The sequence below is a fragment of the Acinetobacter sp. YH12043 genome (assembly GCF_013419915.1).
GTDB lineage: Bacteria > Pseudomonadota > Gammaproteobacteria > Pseudomonadales > Moraxellaceae > Acinetobacter.
On sequence record NZ_VOZD01000042.1, the window covers coordinates 1 to 17,349 of the forward strand.

17 protein-coding genes are annotated in these 17,349 nt (G+C 42.2%); 8 read left to right on the forward strand and 9 right to left on the reverse strand.

Annotation, left to right across the window (positions count from 1 at the left end; translation table 11 throughout):
• Window positions 1-509 precede the first annotated feature (509 nt).
• The gene (gene pyrE, locus FTU01_RS14800; protein ID WP_125279724.1) at window positions 510-1,160 is read right to left on the reverse strand and encodes an orotate phosphoribosyltransferase; all 651 of its coding nucleotides are present in this window, start codon (window positions 1,158-1,160) and stop codon (window positions 510-512) included.
• A 41-nt stretch (window positions 1,161-1,201) separates the two neighbouring features.
• On the opposite strand from pyrE, the gene FTU01_RS14805 reads away from it, so the two are divergent.
• Window positions 1,202-2,020: an exodeoxyribonuclease III gene (locus FTU01_RS14805; protein ID WP_159124217.1), complete on the forward strand. Its 819-nt coding sequence runs from the start codon at window positions 1,202-1,204 to the stop codon at window positions 2,018-2,020.
• A 469-nt stretch (window positions 2,021-2,489) separates the two neighbouring features.
• Window positions 2,490-2,840 carry a Spx/MgsR family RNA polymerase-binding regulatory protein gene (locus FTU01_RS14810; protein WP_159124193.1) on the forward strand — a complete coding sequence of 117 codons (351 nt, stop codon included), beginning with the start codon at window positions 2,490-2,492 and terminating at the stop codon, window positions 2,838-2,840.
• An 86-nt stretch (window positions 2,841-2,926) separates the two neighbouring features.
• Here FTU01_RS14810 and FTU01_RS14815 read toward each other — a convergent pair whose 3' ends face one another.
• Window positions 2,927-3,364: a DUF2147 domain-containing protein gene (locus tag FTU01_RS14815; protein ID WP_004781465.1), complete on the reverse strand. Its 438-nt coding sequence runs from the start codon at window positions 3,362-3,364 to the stop codon at window positions 2,927-2,929.
• 155 nt (window positions 3,365-3,519) lie between these two features.
• Between FTU01_RS14815 and FTU01_RS14820 the strand changes: the two genes are divergently transcribed.
• Window positions 3,520-4,431 (forward strand): alpha/beta hydrolase, encoded by a 912-nt coding sequence (locus tag FTU01_RS14820; RefSeq protein WP_180139841.1) that lies wholly within the window; start codon window positions 3,520-3,522, stop codon window positions 4,429-4,431.
• Between the two features lie 72 nt (window positions 4,432-4,503).
• Here FTU01_RS14820 and FTU01_RS14825 read toward each other — a convergent pair whose 3' ends face one another.
• Window positions 4,504-5,073, reverse strand: coding sequence for an FMN-dependent NADH-azoreductase (locus FTU01_RS14825; protein ID WP_180139844.1), 570 nt, complete (start codon window positions 5,071-5,073; stop codon window positions 4,504-4,506).
• A 264-nt stretch (window positions 5,074-5,337) separates the two neighbouring features.
• Here FTU01_RS14825 and FTU01_RS14830 point away from each other — a divergent pair, with 264 nt between their 5' ends.
• Complete coding sequence (locus tag FTU01_RS14830) at window positions 5,338-6,528, forward strand: GGDEF domain-containing protein (protein ID WP_180139847.1); 1,191 nt, start codon at window positions 5,338-5,340, stop codon at window positions 6,526-6,528.
• A gap of 58 nt (window positions 6,529-6,586) precedes the next feature.
• On the opposite strand, the gene dsbD is transcribed toward FTU01_RS14830, so the two are convergent.
• The 4 genes from dsbD to FTU01_RS14850 form a co-directional block, all read right to left on the reverse strand.
• Window positions 6,587-8,431: a protein-disulfide reductase DsbD gene (gene dsbD, locus FTU01_RS14835; protein WP_180139850.1), complete on the reverse strand. Its 1,845-nt coding sequence runs from the start codon at window positions 8,429-8,431 to the stop codon at window positions 6,587-6,589.
• A gap of 17 nt (window positions 8,432-8,448) precedes the next feature.
• Window positions 8,449-9,216 carry a transporter gene (locus FTU01_RS14840; protein WP_180017280.1) on the reverse strand — a complete coding sequence of 256 codons (768 nt, stop codon included), beginning with the start codon at window positions 9,214-9,216 and terminating at the stop codon, window positions 8,449-8,451.
• 24 nt (window positions 9,217-9,240) lie between these two features.
• Window positions 9,241-9,783, reverse strand: a complete 543-nt coding sequence (locus tag FTU01_RS14845) for an ankyrin repeat domain-containing protein (RefSeq protein ID WP_004781453.1) — start codon at window positions 9,781-9,783, stop codon at window positions 9,241-9,243.
• Window positions 9,784-9,913: 130 nt separating this feature from the next.
• A complete protein-coding gene (locus FTU01_RS14850) occupies window positions 9,914-10,282 on the reverse strand; it encodes an HPF/RaiA family ribosome-associated protein (RefSeq protein WP_005232722.1) in 369 nt (122 codons plus the stop codon).
• A gap of 576 nt (window positions 10,283-10,858) precedes the next feature.
• On the opposite strand from FTU01_RS14850, the gene FTU01_RS14860 reads away from it, so the two are divergent.
• From FTU01_RS14860 to FTU01_RS14870, 3 genes are all read left to right on the forward strand, one after another.
• The gene (locus FTU01_RS14860) at window positions 10,859-11,599 is read left to right on the forward strand and encodes an outer membrane protein OmpK (protein ID WP_179991910.1); all 741 of its coding nucleotides are present in this window, start codon (window positions 10,859-10,861) and stop codon (window positions 11,597-11,599) included.
• Between the two features lie 96 nt (window positions 11,600-11,695).
• Window positions 11,696-12,199, forward strand: a complete 504-nt coding sequence (locus FTU01_RS14865) for a GNAT family N-acetyltransferase (RefSeq protein ID WP_179991909.1) — start codon at window positions 11,696-11,698, stop codon at window positions 12,197-12,199.
• A gap of 119 nt (window positions 12,200-12,318) precedes the next feature.
• A complete protein-coding gene (locus tag FTU01_RS14870; protein WP_180139852.1) occupies window positions 12,319-13,047 on the forward strand; it encodes a hypothetical protein in 729 nt (242 codons plus the stop codon).
• Between the two features lie 62 nt (window positions 13,048-13,109).
• Here FTU01_RS14870 and parE read toward each other — a convergent pair whose 3' ends face one another.
• Window positions 13,110-14,990 (reverse strand): DNA topoisomerase IV subunit B, encoded by a 1,881-nt coding sequence (gene parE / locus FTU01_RS14875; protein ID WP_166137506.1) that lies wholly within the window; start codon window positions 14,988-14,990, stop codon window positions 13,110-13,112.
• A 1-nt stretch (window position 14,991) separates the two neighbouring features.
• The gene (locus tag FTU01_RS14880; protein ID WP_180052504.1) at window positions 14,992-15,585 is read right to left on the reverse strand and encodes a YqiA/YcfP family alpha/beta fold hydrolase; all 594 of its coding nucleotides are present in this window, start codon (window positions 15,583-15,585) and stop codon (window positions 14,992-14,994) included.
• Between the two features lie 243 nt (window positions 15,586-15,828).
• Between FTU01_RS14880 and FTU01_RS14885 the strand changes: the two genes are divergently transcribed.
• Window positions 15,829-17,160: an alpha/beta hydrolase gene (locus FTU01_RS14885; protein ID WP_166137513.1), complete on the forward strand. Its 1,332-nt coding sequence runs from the start codon at window positions 15,829-15,831 to the stop codon at window positions 17,158-17,160.
• Window positions 17,161-17,349: the final 189 nt, after the last annotated feature.

Here is a 17,349-nt window from a genome sequence, read left to right on the forward strand (position 1 = left end):
CTTGACTCAAGCATTAATGCAGTACGATCTTCAAAGTTAAGATGATGGTATGACAATTTTATATACTCCATAAACCCTTTAAATTAATTAGGTGGTTTATGTCGCACTTCAAGTTTTACTCTGCCTTCTTATAATTAATTACGTAATGTTTATTTCAATATAGGCGGATTACAATTTGTAAACAATGACCATAACTACCTTATTCATTTTATTTGTAAAGGGACTTTATGGGGGGTAATTCATTCTTTAATGAGTTTCTTTTAAAAATATTTTTCTTTTTAGATAAAATAATTTTGATCAAGATTTATATATTGAGAAGAATATTTATATAAAATTTAATTTTGAAGAAGATAATATAACTTATCAAATTTAAAGTTTATCCAGATCAGAATTTCTATCTTATTATTTATATTTCTTTTAAATACAGTCGCCTGAACAGAATCTTTCTTCCCATAAAAAGTAAAGCCTTAGATTACTAAGGCTTTACTTTTTATCTGGTGAATCAGGTTTTAGATTCCGTATTTCACACGATAAGCTTCCATTTTCGCCAATGCTTCGCTATCGCCTTTTGCATCTAGGTAATTCATTAAATCTTTCATGGTAATTAGTGCATGTACTGGAATTTCCAGTTCTTTTTGTACTTCCTGAATAGCAGATAATTCACCTTGGCCTTTTTCCTGACGATCAAGAGCAACCAGTACACCTGCAATTTGCGCACCGGCATTTTTCAGGATGGTGACTACTTCACGAATGGCAGTACCGGCTGTAATCACATCATCAATAATCCAGACTTTTTTCCCTTCCACTGAAGCACCGACCAGCACACCACCTTCACCGTGATCTTTGGCTTCTTTACGGTTAAAGCCCCATGGCACGCTGACGCCATGATTTTGCGATAGTGCCACTGCTGTAGCTGCTACAAAAGGAATGCCTTTGTATGCTGGTCCAAAAATCACTTCAACATTGTCACATTCAGTTAATTTTGCAGCATAGCCAGAAGCCAGTAGTGACAAGGCTTCACCATCATTGAGCAAGCCAGCATTAAAAAAATAAGGACTCACACGTCCTGATTTTAAAGTAAACTCACCAAATTTAAGCACACCACGTGATAATGCGAGTTCGATAAAAGCTTGCGGGTTAAACTGAGCTGGCGTTGACATGAGGTGCTCCTAAATCCATTAATTAAGGGTAAGACTTGCGCATGATACCAAAGAGTAGCTATCCAGGTGATCAAAAAATTCTTCGTGTCGTTTCAATTAATGTCAACGGTTTACGTTCCTCTGTCAGCAAGGGCTTGCTAGAGTGGATCGAACAGTCTGATGCCGATGTGATCTGCATGCAGGAAAGCCGGATTACCCATGCGCAGTGGACTGATAAATTTAAGCCTGAAGGCTGGTATACCCACCTGTTCCCTGCCGAGCGTCCAGGTTATGCAGGTACAGCGATTTATAGCCGTCTGCCTTTTGTTTCCATTACTGATGGTCTGGGTTTTGAACTGGCTGATTCTCAAGGCCGCTTTATCTCGGCAGAATTTGACTTGGGTCTGGAAAAAACAGCACATATCTGTTCGCTGTATTTACCTTCAGGTTCTTCGGGCGATGAAGCGCAGGCACGTAAAGATCACTTTCTGGAAGAGTATAAAAAGATCCTGAAACAATGGCGCGATGAAGACAAATCCATCATTGTCTGTGGTGATTACAATATCGTGCATAAACGTATCGATATTAAAAACTGGTCTGGTAACCAGAAAGCATCGGGCTGCTTGCCGCATGAACGTGCATGGTTGGATCATATCTATGATGAACTGGGTTATGTCGATACGTTCCGCGAAGTCCGTAAAGAAGCCGAGCTATATTCCTGGTGGTCGAATCGTGGTCAAGCCCGCGCCAAGAACGTGGGCTGGCGGATTGACTATCAGGCCTGCTCACCGGACTGGAAAGACCGTACTGTAAATGCCTGGGTCTATAAAGATGAATGGTTTAGTGACCATGCACCCGTGATTATTGACTATAAAATCTAAAACCAATCCAAGTATTGAGTGAACAATTGTTCACTCAATTAAGGTTTATTACCTACACTACATGACGTATTTTCAGGTTTATCTTCCAGTCCTAACAGCGCATGATACTCACACGGCACAGGGATATGTCAGGATGACACTATAAGGACAGGACGCCGTAGGAAGAAAATAAAACAAACTATCAGATTTAGCTTGTTTTTCATGGATGTGACAACGGACGTTGTATTGAGACCCGCATAATCAGGATGATTAGATGCGGGTTTTCTCATTTCAGTACCTTCATTTTTTTCTTATTCTTAAACTTTACCATTTACTTTTTAATAGCCATTCTGCTCTTAAACGATGTCAATCGAATGACATGTCTTTTAAATATTGCTTAAAAACAAGCTTCTTGGAAGCACATAGGCGATCGGCATAAATTCAGCTAAGCTAAGCCATCAATAAATAAACTGTTTGGGATACAGCGAGCATGCTCAAGATTTATGGCATTAAAAACTGCAATTCAATGAAAAAAGCTTTTGATTTACTTAATGAATTGGGACTGGCTTACGAATTTCATGATTATAAAAAACAGGGGATCGACGCGGATACGGTTAAAACCTGGCTAGATGCTTTAGGCCAAGATGTGGTACTGAACAAGAAAGGCACTACCTGGCGTAAACTCACTGCAGAAGAACAGGAAAATGCGCTTGCCAGTGAAGATAATCTGATTACCGCCTTAACTACTCATACCAGCTTAATCAAACGTCCGGTATTACAGACTGCAACTGGTTTTATCGCTGGTTTTGATGAAGCCGCTTATCAAAAGCTAAAAGACTAATCATCCCAGATGAGCTGAAAGAATAAAAAAAGCCTGACTTCTGTCAGGCTTTTTTATGGTAGTTTTTAGAGAACGGTCATGATCTATTATTTGGCACGAATCCAGGTTTGGTTACGACCTAAAGCAGACACGCCGATATAACCGCGCAGCTCAAGCTTCTTGCCACCATCTGTCAGGTTGCCTTTCAGCTTATAAGTTTTACCAGATTTTGGATCTAGGATCGAACCACTGTCATAGCTGGTTCCGCCTGTATTTTTCAGGCCTTTCACAATCGTTAAACCTTTCAGCGATTTATTGTGATACGGACCTTCACATTTTGTACAAGCATTTTCTTCACCCGGTGTTAATACCGATTGGATGCTTGCAGATAATGTCCCATTTTTTTGCTCAGTAAATTTTACTATAGCCTTTGGTTGTTTGGTTTCGTCGTCAATCGTTTTCCAAACGGTACCATTTAAAGGATCTGCAGCATTGGCCAGCGCAGATAAGCCGAGTAGTCCTAACATTAGCGTAATTTTTTTCATTTTTCTTCATTTCCCTAGTCTGAGATAGACCGATGTAGTATTAAAAAGTCACAACATTTTTGCAATTTTTACCTGTGACTATTTAGTGTAACCTTGTAAATATTGTTGGTAAATAATCTACATAATCAATAAAAGCAGAAAAAGATGGAAAGAAGATGAAGATGAGCCCCGTGACGAAACAATTAATTACAGAAAGTCTTTTAAAAGCGACCATCCGCGCGCCTAGTCGGTTCAATCTTCCTCCAAGCTCCTTACGGGTCGCACTGGAGCAGATGTGCAAGATTTTTCCGCAAGATAAGTCCGTACAAATCCGTTCGCTCCGGCTGGCAGGTGTACATGCCGAGGAAATCAAACCACAGCAGGAATCCAGCCAGCTGATTTTCCATATTCATGGTGGTGCTTTTTATCTCGGTTCCTTAAATACCCATCGTGCCTTTATGACCCAGATTGCCGCTCGCACCCAGATGCAGGTACTGCATATTGATTATCCTCTGGCTCCTGAATCTGCTTATCCTGAACCTTTGGAAGCTGTGCTTGATGTCTATAACCTGTTATTAGATCAGGGCATTCAGGCTAAGGACATTGTTCTGTCCGGAGATTCGTGTGGCGCTAATCTGGCGTTGGCGTTGGCACTCAAATTACAGCAGGAAGGCCTGCCACAGGTGAGTGGACTGATTCTACTTTCCCCTTTCCTTGATCTGACCCTGACCAGTGAATCACTACGCTATAATCAGAAACATGATGCCCTACTGTCGATTGAAACCCTGAAAACCGGGATTCAGTATTATGTACCGAGTACAATGGATCGTGGCGATCCGGAAATTTCCCCATTTTTTGCCGATCTCAGTGGTTTGCCACCGATGCATATACAGGTGGGATCTAAAGAAATTCTGCTGGATGATGCCACACGCTTCAAGGAAAAAGCGGAACAGGCTGGTGTCGAGGTTGAATTCAAGATATATACCGGGATGTGGCATAATTTTCAGATGTTTAGTGCCTGGTTTGAAGAGGCCCGACAAGCGCTGGCGGATCTTTCAGAATTTGCTCATCGTCTGGATCAAGACTAGAAATTTAAAAGAAGCCATAAAAAAGGTCAGCGATTGCTGACCTTTTTTTGTTCATTCATTTTCTATCGAATTTTAGATCAGGCTTACCTGCGCCATCGCAGTTTCAATTGCCTGCTGTTTCGCTACATCACCCATATTGACGCCTTCAGCGCGAATTACGTGCACATCAGTTACGCCAGTAAAGTTAAATACAGTTTTCAGGAAAGCTTCCTGGAAATCAACTGGGCTTTGTTCGCCATAAACACCACCGCGGCTACTGGCAATATAGACTTTCTTTTCACCTGCCAGACCCACTGGGCCATTTTCTGTATATTTAAAAGTACGCCCTGCCACACTAATGCGGTCAATCCAGGCTTTTAAGGTAGAAGGTAGACCGAAGTTATACATAGCGGCCCCAACCACCACGATATCCGCCTGTAAGTACTGCTGTAAAATCTGTTCTCCTAAAGCCGCCTGCTCAAGATTTTGACCCATCAAAATTTCGGCAGTTAAATGTGGAATCGGCTGTGCAGCCAAGTCCAGATATTCAAGCTCAACAGCCTCACCATGTTTCTGTTGAAGCTGTCCCACAATAGCTTGAGTCAACTGACGGGAAATAGAGGCATCACCTAAAATACTGGAATCAATCTGTAAAATTTTCATTGCTTAATCTGGTCCGTTCATTGTTCGGGAATGGACATAGCTTAATAAACTTTAAATAATGAAATAATGGGTTTAAATAAAACACTTCATTGCGTATTTAGAACAATAAATTTCCAGCTTAATTTTTCTCCTTTTTTTTAATTTTTGATAAATATTACTGATTATCAATGAATTAATTTTATGTTATATTTCTGTAAATAATTAAAGCAATATTTTTCCATCTTTTAAAAACTTAGCAATAACAATAAAGGTCAGACCTGTTGTATGAAGCGAATGTCAGCAGTATTACAAAAATTCCAGAATCATCGACTCAAGAAATATCTGATCGAAGATGAAGTAGTGATGAACTGGGGGATTTTGAAAAAGTGTATCCTGATGCTGGCACTTGGCTGTGGCATACATATCAGCTGGCTAAGCTGGGACCTGTTTGTCCTGTCACATCCGCAATACTGGCAGCATGTCCATATTGATGTCGTTCGTTCAGAGATTCACATGAATGGCCTATTTTTACTGGCGCTGGTTCTTCTGATTTATCCCTGTTATAAATTTCAGGGCAATGCACTGATAGAACGATATTTTCCCTATCTGGCAGTGGGCATCTTTGTGGTGTCCCTGTGTCGGGATGCATATATCGTAGGCGTGATTAGCCCGGTAGCCACAATTGCCTATGTTTGCCTGATGACGGTAGGACTGGTCCTGTTTCACCGAAGACTGGTCTATAGCATGCTGATTCCGGCCTCACTGTTCCTGGTGACTTGTGCCTATCTAAGCTTTAACCAGCAACTGCCTTATTCGCCACTCTTTAATATTCAGGATCAATTTTTCCATAATAGCTTCTGGCTGTTATCAATGCTGTATTTTATCTTACCAATTCTTGCTGTCTGCATGATTTTATTTGAAATTTTACTCAGTCAATGGCGCTATCGCGAACAGCTAATTAACCATCTCAGCCAGATTGATCCTCTGACCAATCTATTTAATCGCCGCAGTATCAATCAATGTCTGGACCAGCTAAATAGTACTGCGACTTTTAATTATGCCCTGGTGCTGCTGGATCTGGATCATTTCAAAAAGATCAATGATTACTATGGACATCACAAGGGCGATGAAACATTGGTACAAGTCAGTGCGGTACTAAACCAGCAATTGCGTGAAAGCGATATCGTTGGCCGGTTCGGTGGTGAAGAATTTATTCTGGTCCTGAATAATTCCAGCCTGGAGAAAGCTCAGCAGGTAGCAGAGCGTTGCCGAAGCGCGATCCAGCAACTACAGATTTTTAGTGATGAAGGACAATTGATCCCGGTGACGGCCAGCTTTGGCATTGCTATTTCAAAACCAGAATTACGCCCACAGCAACTTTTAAGCCAAGCCGATCAGGCCCTTTATCAGGCCAAAGCTAGTGGACGGAATCAAGTGAAATCTTATCTGGAACCTCTAAAAGTTCAACCAGCCTGATATTTTTATCGGCCTTATTCACTTTAAAGCATGTACCCGAAAAGCTTTAAAGTGAATGCTAGAGCTGTTCTAAAAGCTGTAGCTGTGCCAATAATTCTGCTTTACTAAATGCGCCAGTCAAACGTAAGCTGCGAATCTCCTGCTGCTGAGTATCAAGAAATAAATAGGTCGGTGGTCCCAGAATTTCCCATCGGTTAAGTAAAGCCTGATGCGTAGCATCATACTGACTAAGATCAAGCTTGATCAGAAAATAAGGGGCTAAGGCCTGCTGGACAGCAACTGCCTTTAATACTTTATGTTCAATCGGCTGACAGGCCACACACCAATCAGCATAGACATCAATAATGACCTTCTGCCCTTGCGGTACTGTAGCCAATAACTGTTCAAATTCAGTGGCCGTTTTTGCTATATGCCAACTCGCCTGTTGTTGGGCAGTTTCAACAAAAAAACGCTGACTATGCTGATACTGACTATATGTAATATAAGGCACTGCAATAGCCAAACAGATGATATAGAGCCAGCGCAGTCCGGTATTTTTCCATAATAATCGTGCCAGAACATAGGCTACAAAGCTTAAGCCCAGCCCTAGCGACAGCCACTGCAATGCCGCTTCTGAAATCAGCGGACGAATAAAATACAAGGCCAAAGCTAGCATAATGAAAGCAAAGAGCACTTTCACCTGATTCATCCAGTGCCCGGCTCGAGGTAGAATACGTGCCCCCATAATACTGGCCAGCAGCAACGGGGTGCCCATACCGAAACCCAACGTAAACAACAGCACTGCGCCTTGCCATTGGTTCTGAGTCTGGGAAATAAATAATAAAGCACCGGCTAATGGTGCCGTCATACAAGGCCCAACCAGCAAGGCAGAAACAGATCCCATGATCGCAGCGCTAACCAGAGTTCCCCCTTGCTGCATCGCCTGAACCCGGTCCAGACGTTGCGTCAGACGCTGTGGCATTTTAATTTCAAACAGGCCAAACAAGTTGAGGGCAAATACCACAAATAATGCACTAAATGCCATCAGGGTGGCAGGTTGCTGTAACCAGCGCTGAAAGTTGAGTCCGGCTGAAGACGCGATCAAGCCTAATACCGCATAGACTGCGGCCATACTGCTTACAAAGCTTAGGGCAATCATCCAGGCCTTGATGCCTTTGCTATCACGAACAATTAATGAAGTCAGAATTGGCAGCATCGGCAAAGAGCATGGCGTAAATGCCAGCAAAATGCCCAAGCCGAAAAATAACAGCAATCCATAAGCCAGCGAACTTTCAGCGAGACGTGCAGACCATTGCTGATCTTGTGCCGAGTCGCTGCTGGATCGTGTAGAAATGACTTCGACGATTTTGCTGTCTGTATTTCCTGATTCTAGATCATCAGCAGAATTTGCCATAATCCGGTTGTGTTGCGAGGAAGAGCTGCTTAGATCCAGTAACCTTTTATTACCCGAGCCAGTAGATTCATATTGCACCAGACCGGATAAGTCAGTCTTAAATTCAATGGTTTGAGGAGGATAACAAAGCCGGTCTTTGGCACAGCCTTGCCAGCTGACCTGATACGTTTGACCCGCCTGTGTCGGAATCTGAACTTTTAATTGCTGATAATAAACCTGGGTATGACCGTAGTTTTCATCATATAGATCTTCAGCGGGTGGTAGTTGCAAGGTCATCGGCTGACTTCCCTGCTTTAGCTCTACCTTATGCTGATAAAGATAATAGTTTTGTGGAATTTCCCAGCTAAGTTCAGTCTGTTGCTGAGTGACTGAACTGATACTCAGAGGAAAAGCCTGCTCAGGCGACAATAAGGGCGCTTCTGCCTGAGCAATATTGCTAAGCAACACTGTGCCCAATAAGACTGGAGAAAATACTTTTCTCCCGATCTTAAACTGAAGTGCTTTGGTCATATCGAAATAAGAGCAGCTTAGAATAGGAACGATACGCCCAAGCCTGAGAAGTAACCTTTATTCTGGCCTTCCAGATCCACCCCGATACTGGCATCAAGTTGTACCTGATCATTCAATGCATACATGACACCAGTGCCTAGCGCATATTCATTATCCTGACTTTCGGCTTTGCGATAAATCAGTTCCGAATAACCTGACCAGCGATCAGCAATCTGATAGCCTAAAGTCGGAATCGCAGTAATCGCCCAGTTGCTATCCTGCCATTCATAACGCATGGTCAGTGCAGTATTCACCAAATCATTATATTGATAAGCAACTGCTGAGCTCAGACTGTAAATATCTTCTTCATTGCTAAAATTAGCATTACCTGTGGCAATAATGGCTTCAGCCATCAGCGCCATACTGAGTTTTTCATCATCCAGATCAATGGCTTTTTTCAGGCCAATACTGACATCGCCTAGACCATCATCCTCTTCAGTCTGGCTATTGAACTTGGTTTGTGACCAGGCCGGACCGGCCCAGCCTAAACGTAATTCCAGATCATCAGTCAAACCGGTACGCAACAAGACGTCGGCATTTAAAGTGGTTTGTTTCAGCTTGCTTCCATCCACAGTCGCTTCGCTATAAGAGAAACTCGGTAAACCCTGTTCCCAAGCTAACTGACCCACTGGAACTGTACTAGTGCCCAGACCTTCACCTGGTCGGTCAAACTCTACCGCTGCACAAAGCTGTGCACTGACACCCGTCAGTGCCATCAAACCCAATATTCTTAAAGTTGTCTTCATCTTGCTGGAGCTCTTTCTTAAAATTTAATGTAATTCCTTGGTCATTTTTGCGCCATGACTACGCAATAATTCTAGGGTCTGTTTTTCTTCTTCCAGTGCTTCTGCCCAGTTAATTTCATCAAAATCACAATCAAAGAATAAATCACTAATCGATGACAGAATGGTTAATCCTTCTTCATCCTTGCTGTTCGGATTGACTTTTTCTTCTAATAGGCGCTGCACTGCAGGTACACAGGCTGCACTGGCCGCATCCCAAAGCGGGCCATAAACTTCTTCAGCATCCCAAAGATGCAAATTGACTTTGGCCTGGATCAGCGCTTCCAGAATCTGTAAATGTACATCCAGACGTTGCTGTTTTTCTTCAGCAGTTAAGGGACTGCCCGCTTCATAAGCTTCGCAGACTTCTTCCCACCATTTGAACAGGCCATCTGACCAGATGGAAATAACTGGGCCTTTTTCCAGATCAATAAAATTCGGGTTAAGTCCATCTGCCAAAAGCTGTTTGACCTGACCCAGATTGAGTTCTTCGAGTGCTTGCACAAAAAGCTGTTGTTGCGCAGTTAACATGATGGAGCTCACTTCAAATTCGTTTTTCACTATTATGCCGAATAAAGCGGGATTTGTTTTGTTCTCATTCGTTTATTTTATCTAAAATTGAAAAAAGCCCCGTAGGGGGCCTTTTTCATCTGCGAATTATTTATTGTTCTAGATCTGTACCCGTATCTTCTTCCGCAAGTTTTAGCGGAGTGCTACGTACGTTATCTTTTTTCTCAATCACATGTTCCAGACTGCGTTTTAAACGGTCGATGGCACCATGAATGGCAGTATCAACATTATGACCATGATGGTTCACGACAATTGGCTTCAAGCCGGCAGGACGTGCTTCGATCATGCAGCGAATATCATCATCGCCTCCTTTGGCGGCATTTTCATCGCTAAGATGTACTGAGAAATGGGTAATACGCTCACTGTGGCGCTGAAATTCCTGATTTAATTCGGTACGAACGTAAGTAATTAGACGATCACTATTGCGAATGTTTTTATCGGTACGGAGTTCAATGTTCATAAAATACCATCCTCAAATCATTTTAACTTTTTAGTGCAGAATTTTTATCTTGGCACGTGTATAGCTTGCTGTTTTATATTGCATTTCAAATCTTCAAATCGCTTTGGATAAAACCCTCCAGATTGAATGATGAACACATTTTTGAGTCTGCAGAACCGTGTTCCTATACTTCGAATATCGGTCCTCTCTTGAAAATATGCAAGTGATATTTTGATTTTTTTAGCAAAAGGACAACCGATCGTGACAACTGCTTACCGGATCGTGATTGACCTTCCAGATTTGGAACAATCGAAATACTATTCACATGACCTTCCCAAAATTAAAGCAGTCTTTGCCCTGTTCATAAAAGATCTATGTAATTACTTTAATCAGCTTCAAAATTGAGTCTCAATTCTTAAAATTAATTTAAATATAAAAATTTAACTCGCTTCAAATATCCTATAAACCTTCTTCTCCCAATATCTCAAATTATCATCAGCTCAGGACGATGAAATATTTCTGTCAGTGATCAATTTTGACTTTATTTTTACTTATTAATCTGTATCCTTAAGCTGCTTTCTCGGGGGAGATATTTAAATGAAATTTACACAAATCGCGGCACTTTGTGCATTGGCTTCAACAGCAGCTTTCACTCAGGCAGCAGTTTGGCAGGATTTTAGTTTGACAGGCCTATATGGCGAAAATTATGCACATCCTGTAGGTATGGTTGATGATTTAGAACAATCCACTATTACAGCTGAATATGCAGCTGGTTTAAAATATGGTGATTTCTTCGCCTTTGCTGACCGTACTAATAATGATATTAGTGGTAATGAAACTTACTTTGAAGTTTCACCACGTTTAAGTTTAGGTGCTGTCACTGGTCAAAAGCTTGAGCTTGGTCCAATTAAAGACGTACTTATTGCGACTACTTGGGAAGGAAATAGCGGCAGTCTTGACTTCAATAATTACCTATATGGTATTGGATTTGCTCTAGATGTTCCTTATACCAGCTATGCAAATATCAACTTCTATAAAGCTGATAATGATAAAGGGTCAGAAGATGACTATCAGATGACCATTACTTATGCCGTTCCATTTAAAATTGGTAGTGAAGAATTCCTGGCAGATGCTTTCCTGGATTGGTCAACAGCTGAGAAAAATGGTCATGCAAGTGAATTAAACTGGACTTCTCAATACAAATGGAATGCAGGTAAACATATTTCACCTGAAACCAAATTATACTTCGGTATTGAGCATTCAGTTTGGAACAATAAATATGCAATCAAAGGTTTAGACGAACATAATGTCAGCGCATTGGTGAAATACCACTTCTAAGTTTTTAGAATGAATAAAGCAGAACCTTGGTTCTGCTTTTTTATTGCCTAAATTCAAGTTATGGTTAGATATTCTCTTTCTTTTTGGCATCTGCTTATGAGCTTTGTTATTCGTCCTGCTCAAATTCAAGATCTGGAACAGATACTCCCGATCTACAATGCTGAAATCTTATACGGAACCTCAACCTGGAATAGCACGCCAAAAACGATCCAGGATTTTCAGAACATGCTAAGTGAATTAAATGCTCAGGGATTTCCTTTATTGGTGGCTGAGCATTCAGCGTCCAAGCAAATTGCAGGTTATGCGGATTATTCTACTTTTCGACCCATTCAGGGCTTTAAACACACTGTTGAACATTCTGTCTTTCTTCATGCAGACTTTATTGGGCAAGGTCTGGGTAAAGCTTTGATGCTCAAGCTGATTGAACATGCGCGGCAAAATGCTATCCATGTTATGGTTGGTGCCATTGACCATGAAAATCAGGCATCAATTGCCTTACATGAGAAATTAGGCTTTAAACAAACCGGTTATATGCCGGAAGTTGGACAGAAATTTGGACAATGGCGTGATCTGGTATTGATGCAACTCAACCTGAATTAAACCAAAATATTTTATTTTTTATGTAAAACTTAATCTAATTAGATCAATAATCTGTTAGAAAAATTGCGTAGAGATAAAATTTTCTATTAAAACCAGAATAATGTCAGTTGAGTAAAATTATGAATAAATGGTTTATCTTTATCAGTATTCTCCCCCTGAGTAGTTTCAGTTTCGCCAATTCAGACTTTGAAGCTGAACTCCGATCCGAATGTGCCAAGGTGAAAAGCTATGCCAACTCGGGAAGAAAATTTTATGATCAGAAACAGTATCAAAATGCGCTAGGACAATTTCAACAGCAAGCTTCCTGGTCTGCCTTTTGTGCAATGCATAGTGAAAATAGCGGTGTATCTTTTTCCGAGAATGCCATTACCACTGCTTTTAATAATGTTGGCTTAAGCTATTTTAAATCAGGAAAGCCACAATGGGCACGAGCCTGGTTTTCAGTCTTTCCTCAGGCCAAAAGCAGTCAATTTAATTTAAAACAGCTTCCTCCTCCGCAAAAAACTCAAAACTTGGCAGGCATTTATATACGGCATGCTGGCTTCGGTCACTGGAATACCATTCAAGTCAAACGGATTAAAAATTCTTATCAGATTCATTTTAATGGCCTCTATATGGGACTAAATAGCATGATTTATGGTCCAAATATAGGTGAATTTGAAACCACAATGCCTGTTAATAAAAATCAAACGACCTATCGATCAGATGACTGCAAAATTAATCTCAATTTTGCTTTTGATCCTAAACAGGGACAACAGGTGATTTTAAAACAGGACAATGGCAGTTCAGGTTGTGGCTTTGGACATAATGTCTATGCAGATGGACACTATTTAAAAGTTGAGTCTTAAATTGAGTTGTTAAAAAAGCCCGCGATTGCGGGCTTTTTAATAGATATTAGCAGCAAATCATTTTAAACAACGATATCCGCCAGATTACCTTTCTGTTCCAGCCAGTCTTTACGGTCACTGGCACGTTTTTTGGCCAACAGTTTATCCAGTAAACCTGAAGTCAGGTGCACATCATCCAGATCCAGTTGCACCAGACGGCGAGTATTTGGATCCAAAGTTGTTTCGCGAAGCTGGCTGGCATTCATTTCACCTAGACCTTTGAATCGGGTGATCTGCGGATTCTTAGTTTTACATTTTTTCAGGATGCCTTCCAGTTCATCTTCATCCAGCGCATAGTGCACATCTTTAGCATCATCGATACGGAATAGGGGTGGCATCGCCACAAACAGATGTCCTTCTTCGACCAGAATCGGGAAGTGTTTTACAAACAGCGCACATAACAAAGTCGCGATATGCAAGCCATCCGAGTCGGCATCGGCAAGAATACAGATCTTGCCATAACGCAGTTCAGACAGGTCATCTGAACCTGGATCGACGCCAATCGCGATTGCAATGTTATGCACTTCCTGAGAGGCCAGCACTTCATCCGAAGAGACTTCCCAAGTATTTAAAATTTTCCCACGAATTGGCATGATCGCCTGGAAATTCTTGTCACGTGCCTGCTTGGCTGAACCACCCGCAGAGTCCCCTTCCACAATAAACAGTTCAGACTGATCCAGATCATGTCCAACACAATCTGACAGCTTCCCAGGTAAAGTCGGACCAGCGACAATCTTCTTACGTTCAACTTTCTTGGCTGCTTTTAGACGGCGACCCGCTTTGGAAATGGCCATTTCTGCCAGTTGCATAGCGATGTCTGAATTCTGGTTTAACCATAGCGCAAACGCATCTTTGGCAATATTCTGCACAATGCCGGAGGCTTCACGGCTAGATAAACGTTCCTTGGTCTGACCAGAGAATTGTGGCTCCTGGAATTTCAGTGACAGGATATAGTTCACCCCATCCCAGACATCTTCTGCAGACAGTTTCATATTCCGTGGCAACAGGTTACGCAGCTCACAGAACTCACGCATGGCATCGGTCACACCTGAACGTAAGCCATTCACGTGAGTACCGCCTTGTGCGGTTGGAATCAGGTTGACGTAGGATTCCTGAATACTTTCTCCACCTTCCACGTTCCAGCAGATGGCAAATTCTGCACTGGCACGCTCAGCATCACCTGTCGCCACAAAAGCAGGAGCCGGAATGATTTCACGGTCTTCCAGCTCGTCCATCAAATAGTCAACCAGACCATTTTCAAACTGCCAGGTGATCTTTTCATCATTGATCTGGTCGATATAGTTAATTTGCAGACCAGCAGCCAATACCGCTTTGGCTTTTAAGTTATGTTTTAAGGCTTTAAGCGCGAATTTTGGAGAATCAAAATATTTGGTTTCCGGCCAGAAATGAACAGTTGTCCCTGTGGCACGTTTCGGTGCCTTGCCTTCCAGCACTTCTAGTGGTGCAGTCGGTTCACCATTTTCAAAGGCCATTTTATACAGGTTGCCGTGACGCTGAACTTCAACTTCTACGCGGCTAGAAAGCGCGTTGACGACCGAGATCCCCACCCCGTGCAGACCGCCAGAAAATTGATAGTTATCAGTACTGAACTTACCACCGGCATGCAATTTGGTCAGGATAATTTCAATCCCGCTCTGACCATATTCCGGATGAATATCGACGGGCATACCACGGCCATTATCTTCAACCGATAATGAACCATCCTTATACACCGTGACCGTGACTTTATTGGCATGTCCCGCCAGTGCCTCATCGACCGCGTTATCAATCACTTCCTGCGCCAAGTGGTTTGGACGAGAGGTATCGGTATACATGCCCGGACGACGACGGACCGGATCTAGACCAGATAAAACTTCAAGAGATTGAGCCGTATATTGAGACACGTTATTCGGTTTCCTTTTTTATGCAGTCGGATAAAAACTGTAAGAGCAGCGGAATTTTCTCCGCAAAATCATCCATGCCATGGCTGCCATTGGCCTCGGTCATCAGCAGTGCAGGTGGACGAGCTGAACTATAATAGCGATGTGCTTCACGATAATCCAAAACTTCATCGCCTTGTTGTAACAGCACTAACATTTTGTCTGCATCTTGTGCAGTTGGTAGCGCCATGGCTTCGAGCTGACCAAGATCTGTGTCATTCAGGCACCAGTTCGGATGAACCTGCAGGGGCAATTCATCATCAAACAGTTCACGAAACAGCTGCCATGGTCGCATTGCCGGATTGATCAGTACAGCCGGCACATGCGCTTGAGCGACCAGATATGTCGCATAAAATCCCCCCAAGCTACTGCCGACTAATGCTACCTGATCCATCGACTGGATCAATTTAGAAATCTTCTGAATTGCAGCTATGGGCGGCATGTTCAAATCGGGTAAATGCACCTGAATATCCGGGTACTTTGCACAGTATTGTTCCAATAACTGGCCTTTAATTGAGCTGCTACTACTCTTGAACCCATGCAGGTAAATGATATTCATCGGCAATCAATAAAAAACAAACAAAATGTCAAAATTTAATTTAAAAGTGTGAAATACACTTCATTTTATAACCACTTAATTGCTTAAATTGTCTGACAAAAAAGCCTTTAATGTTATGCAATTCTCGCTATTTTAAGAGTATTCCGAATAAATTGAGAATCAAGAATACTGAAAAAAAGAATTTATACCGCGAAGTGCTCAAAAAAGAAAGATGTCTACGGCTCATATAAAGGATAGGATCAAATGCCAAGTTTAACGCCATTGCATGAAACCTATTGTCGATGGGATCGAACTCCGCTTAGCCAGGCAGATGTCCTGGAAGGCCTGGCACAATTGGTCACCATGCGCTTTAGTGATGTAGTACAGGAGCTGATTAAATCGATTCAGCGTGAAATTTTAATGAGCGTATTCGGGCTGAGTGAAAAAAATTCCAAAACTTTCCAGAATATTCCTTATATCGTACGTCTGTATCAAATGTCTTATGACATGATCTTTCATTATGGCAATACCCTGATTGCGCCTGGACTGCGTCGTATTATTGAAAGGTTCCCAAAATTACATAATAAACCCCTGACCCCGACCATGCATTTTATGGTCAGTGCCCTGAACGGGATTATTGGCGATTATCTGCTGAAATATCAGAATCCTCTCGCCCTGCCGATGCTCATTTACGATCATTATGGTTCTCTGCAACAAGGTGAGCTAACCGGACGCATTACCCTATTTGTGCATGGTCTGTGCATGAACCATCTGGACTGGTCAACCCGCAAATATCCGGGCATTGGAGAAAAATTACTGGCACAGCGTGACCATAACACCATGCTGTACCTGAACTACAATACCGGACGCCGCATTTCAGCCAATGGCCGCAGTCTGGCCAATGCCTTGCAGGATCTGGTCAAACGTAATCCAGGAATTACCAGTATTGATCTGATCGGACACAGTATGGGCGGTCTGGTGTCACGCAGCGCCTTGTTCTATGGCAAACAAAATGTCTATGACTGGATTCCGATGGTAGAAAATCTGGTCTGTCTGGGCTCACCGCATCATGGTGCGGTACTGGAACGTTTTGGTTTTAGTTTGCAGGAAAAGCTCGGACATTTTCCTTTAGTGAAAATTGTGGGACATGTGGTGAATATTCGCAGTAACGGAATTCTAGACTTACGTCATGGCAGCGTCCGGGATGATGACTGGGAACATAATCCGGTACGGATTGGCTTTATGGACGACAACCGTAAACCGGCACCGATTCCTGCGCATATTGATGCCTATCTGGTGGCAGGTACGATCGAGTTTGAACACCATACCAACAAAACGCTTAATGTGATCGGTGATTATCTGGTCAGTGTCAAAAGTGCCTTGGGCGAACATCCCCATCCGCGTTTTGATCTGAAAGTACCCGACGCACATAAGGCGATTTTCTATGGACTGAATCATTTTGAAATTCAGTATCATCCACTGGTGGCCGAACAGATTGTGCGCTGGTTCTATCCAAGTGTGGAAGATGAAACCTATACGCAAATTCATGAATACGTGACCGATCTGGACAGTATTGAAGGCATTGCCCTAACCTGATTGAAGGTAAAAAATTTGGTTCGCCTCTAAGAGAGTGATAAAAAAAAGCCAGTCTGTAGACTTAATGCCAGTCAGTTAAGAGATTGACTGGCTTTTTCTTGGGTATTTTTGAGGTTTTCCTTTTACAACCCTTGGATAACTCCTCACTCTTCTCTCAGGTATAACATACCGATTAGATTTCTCCATTAA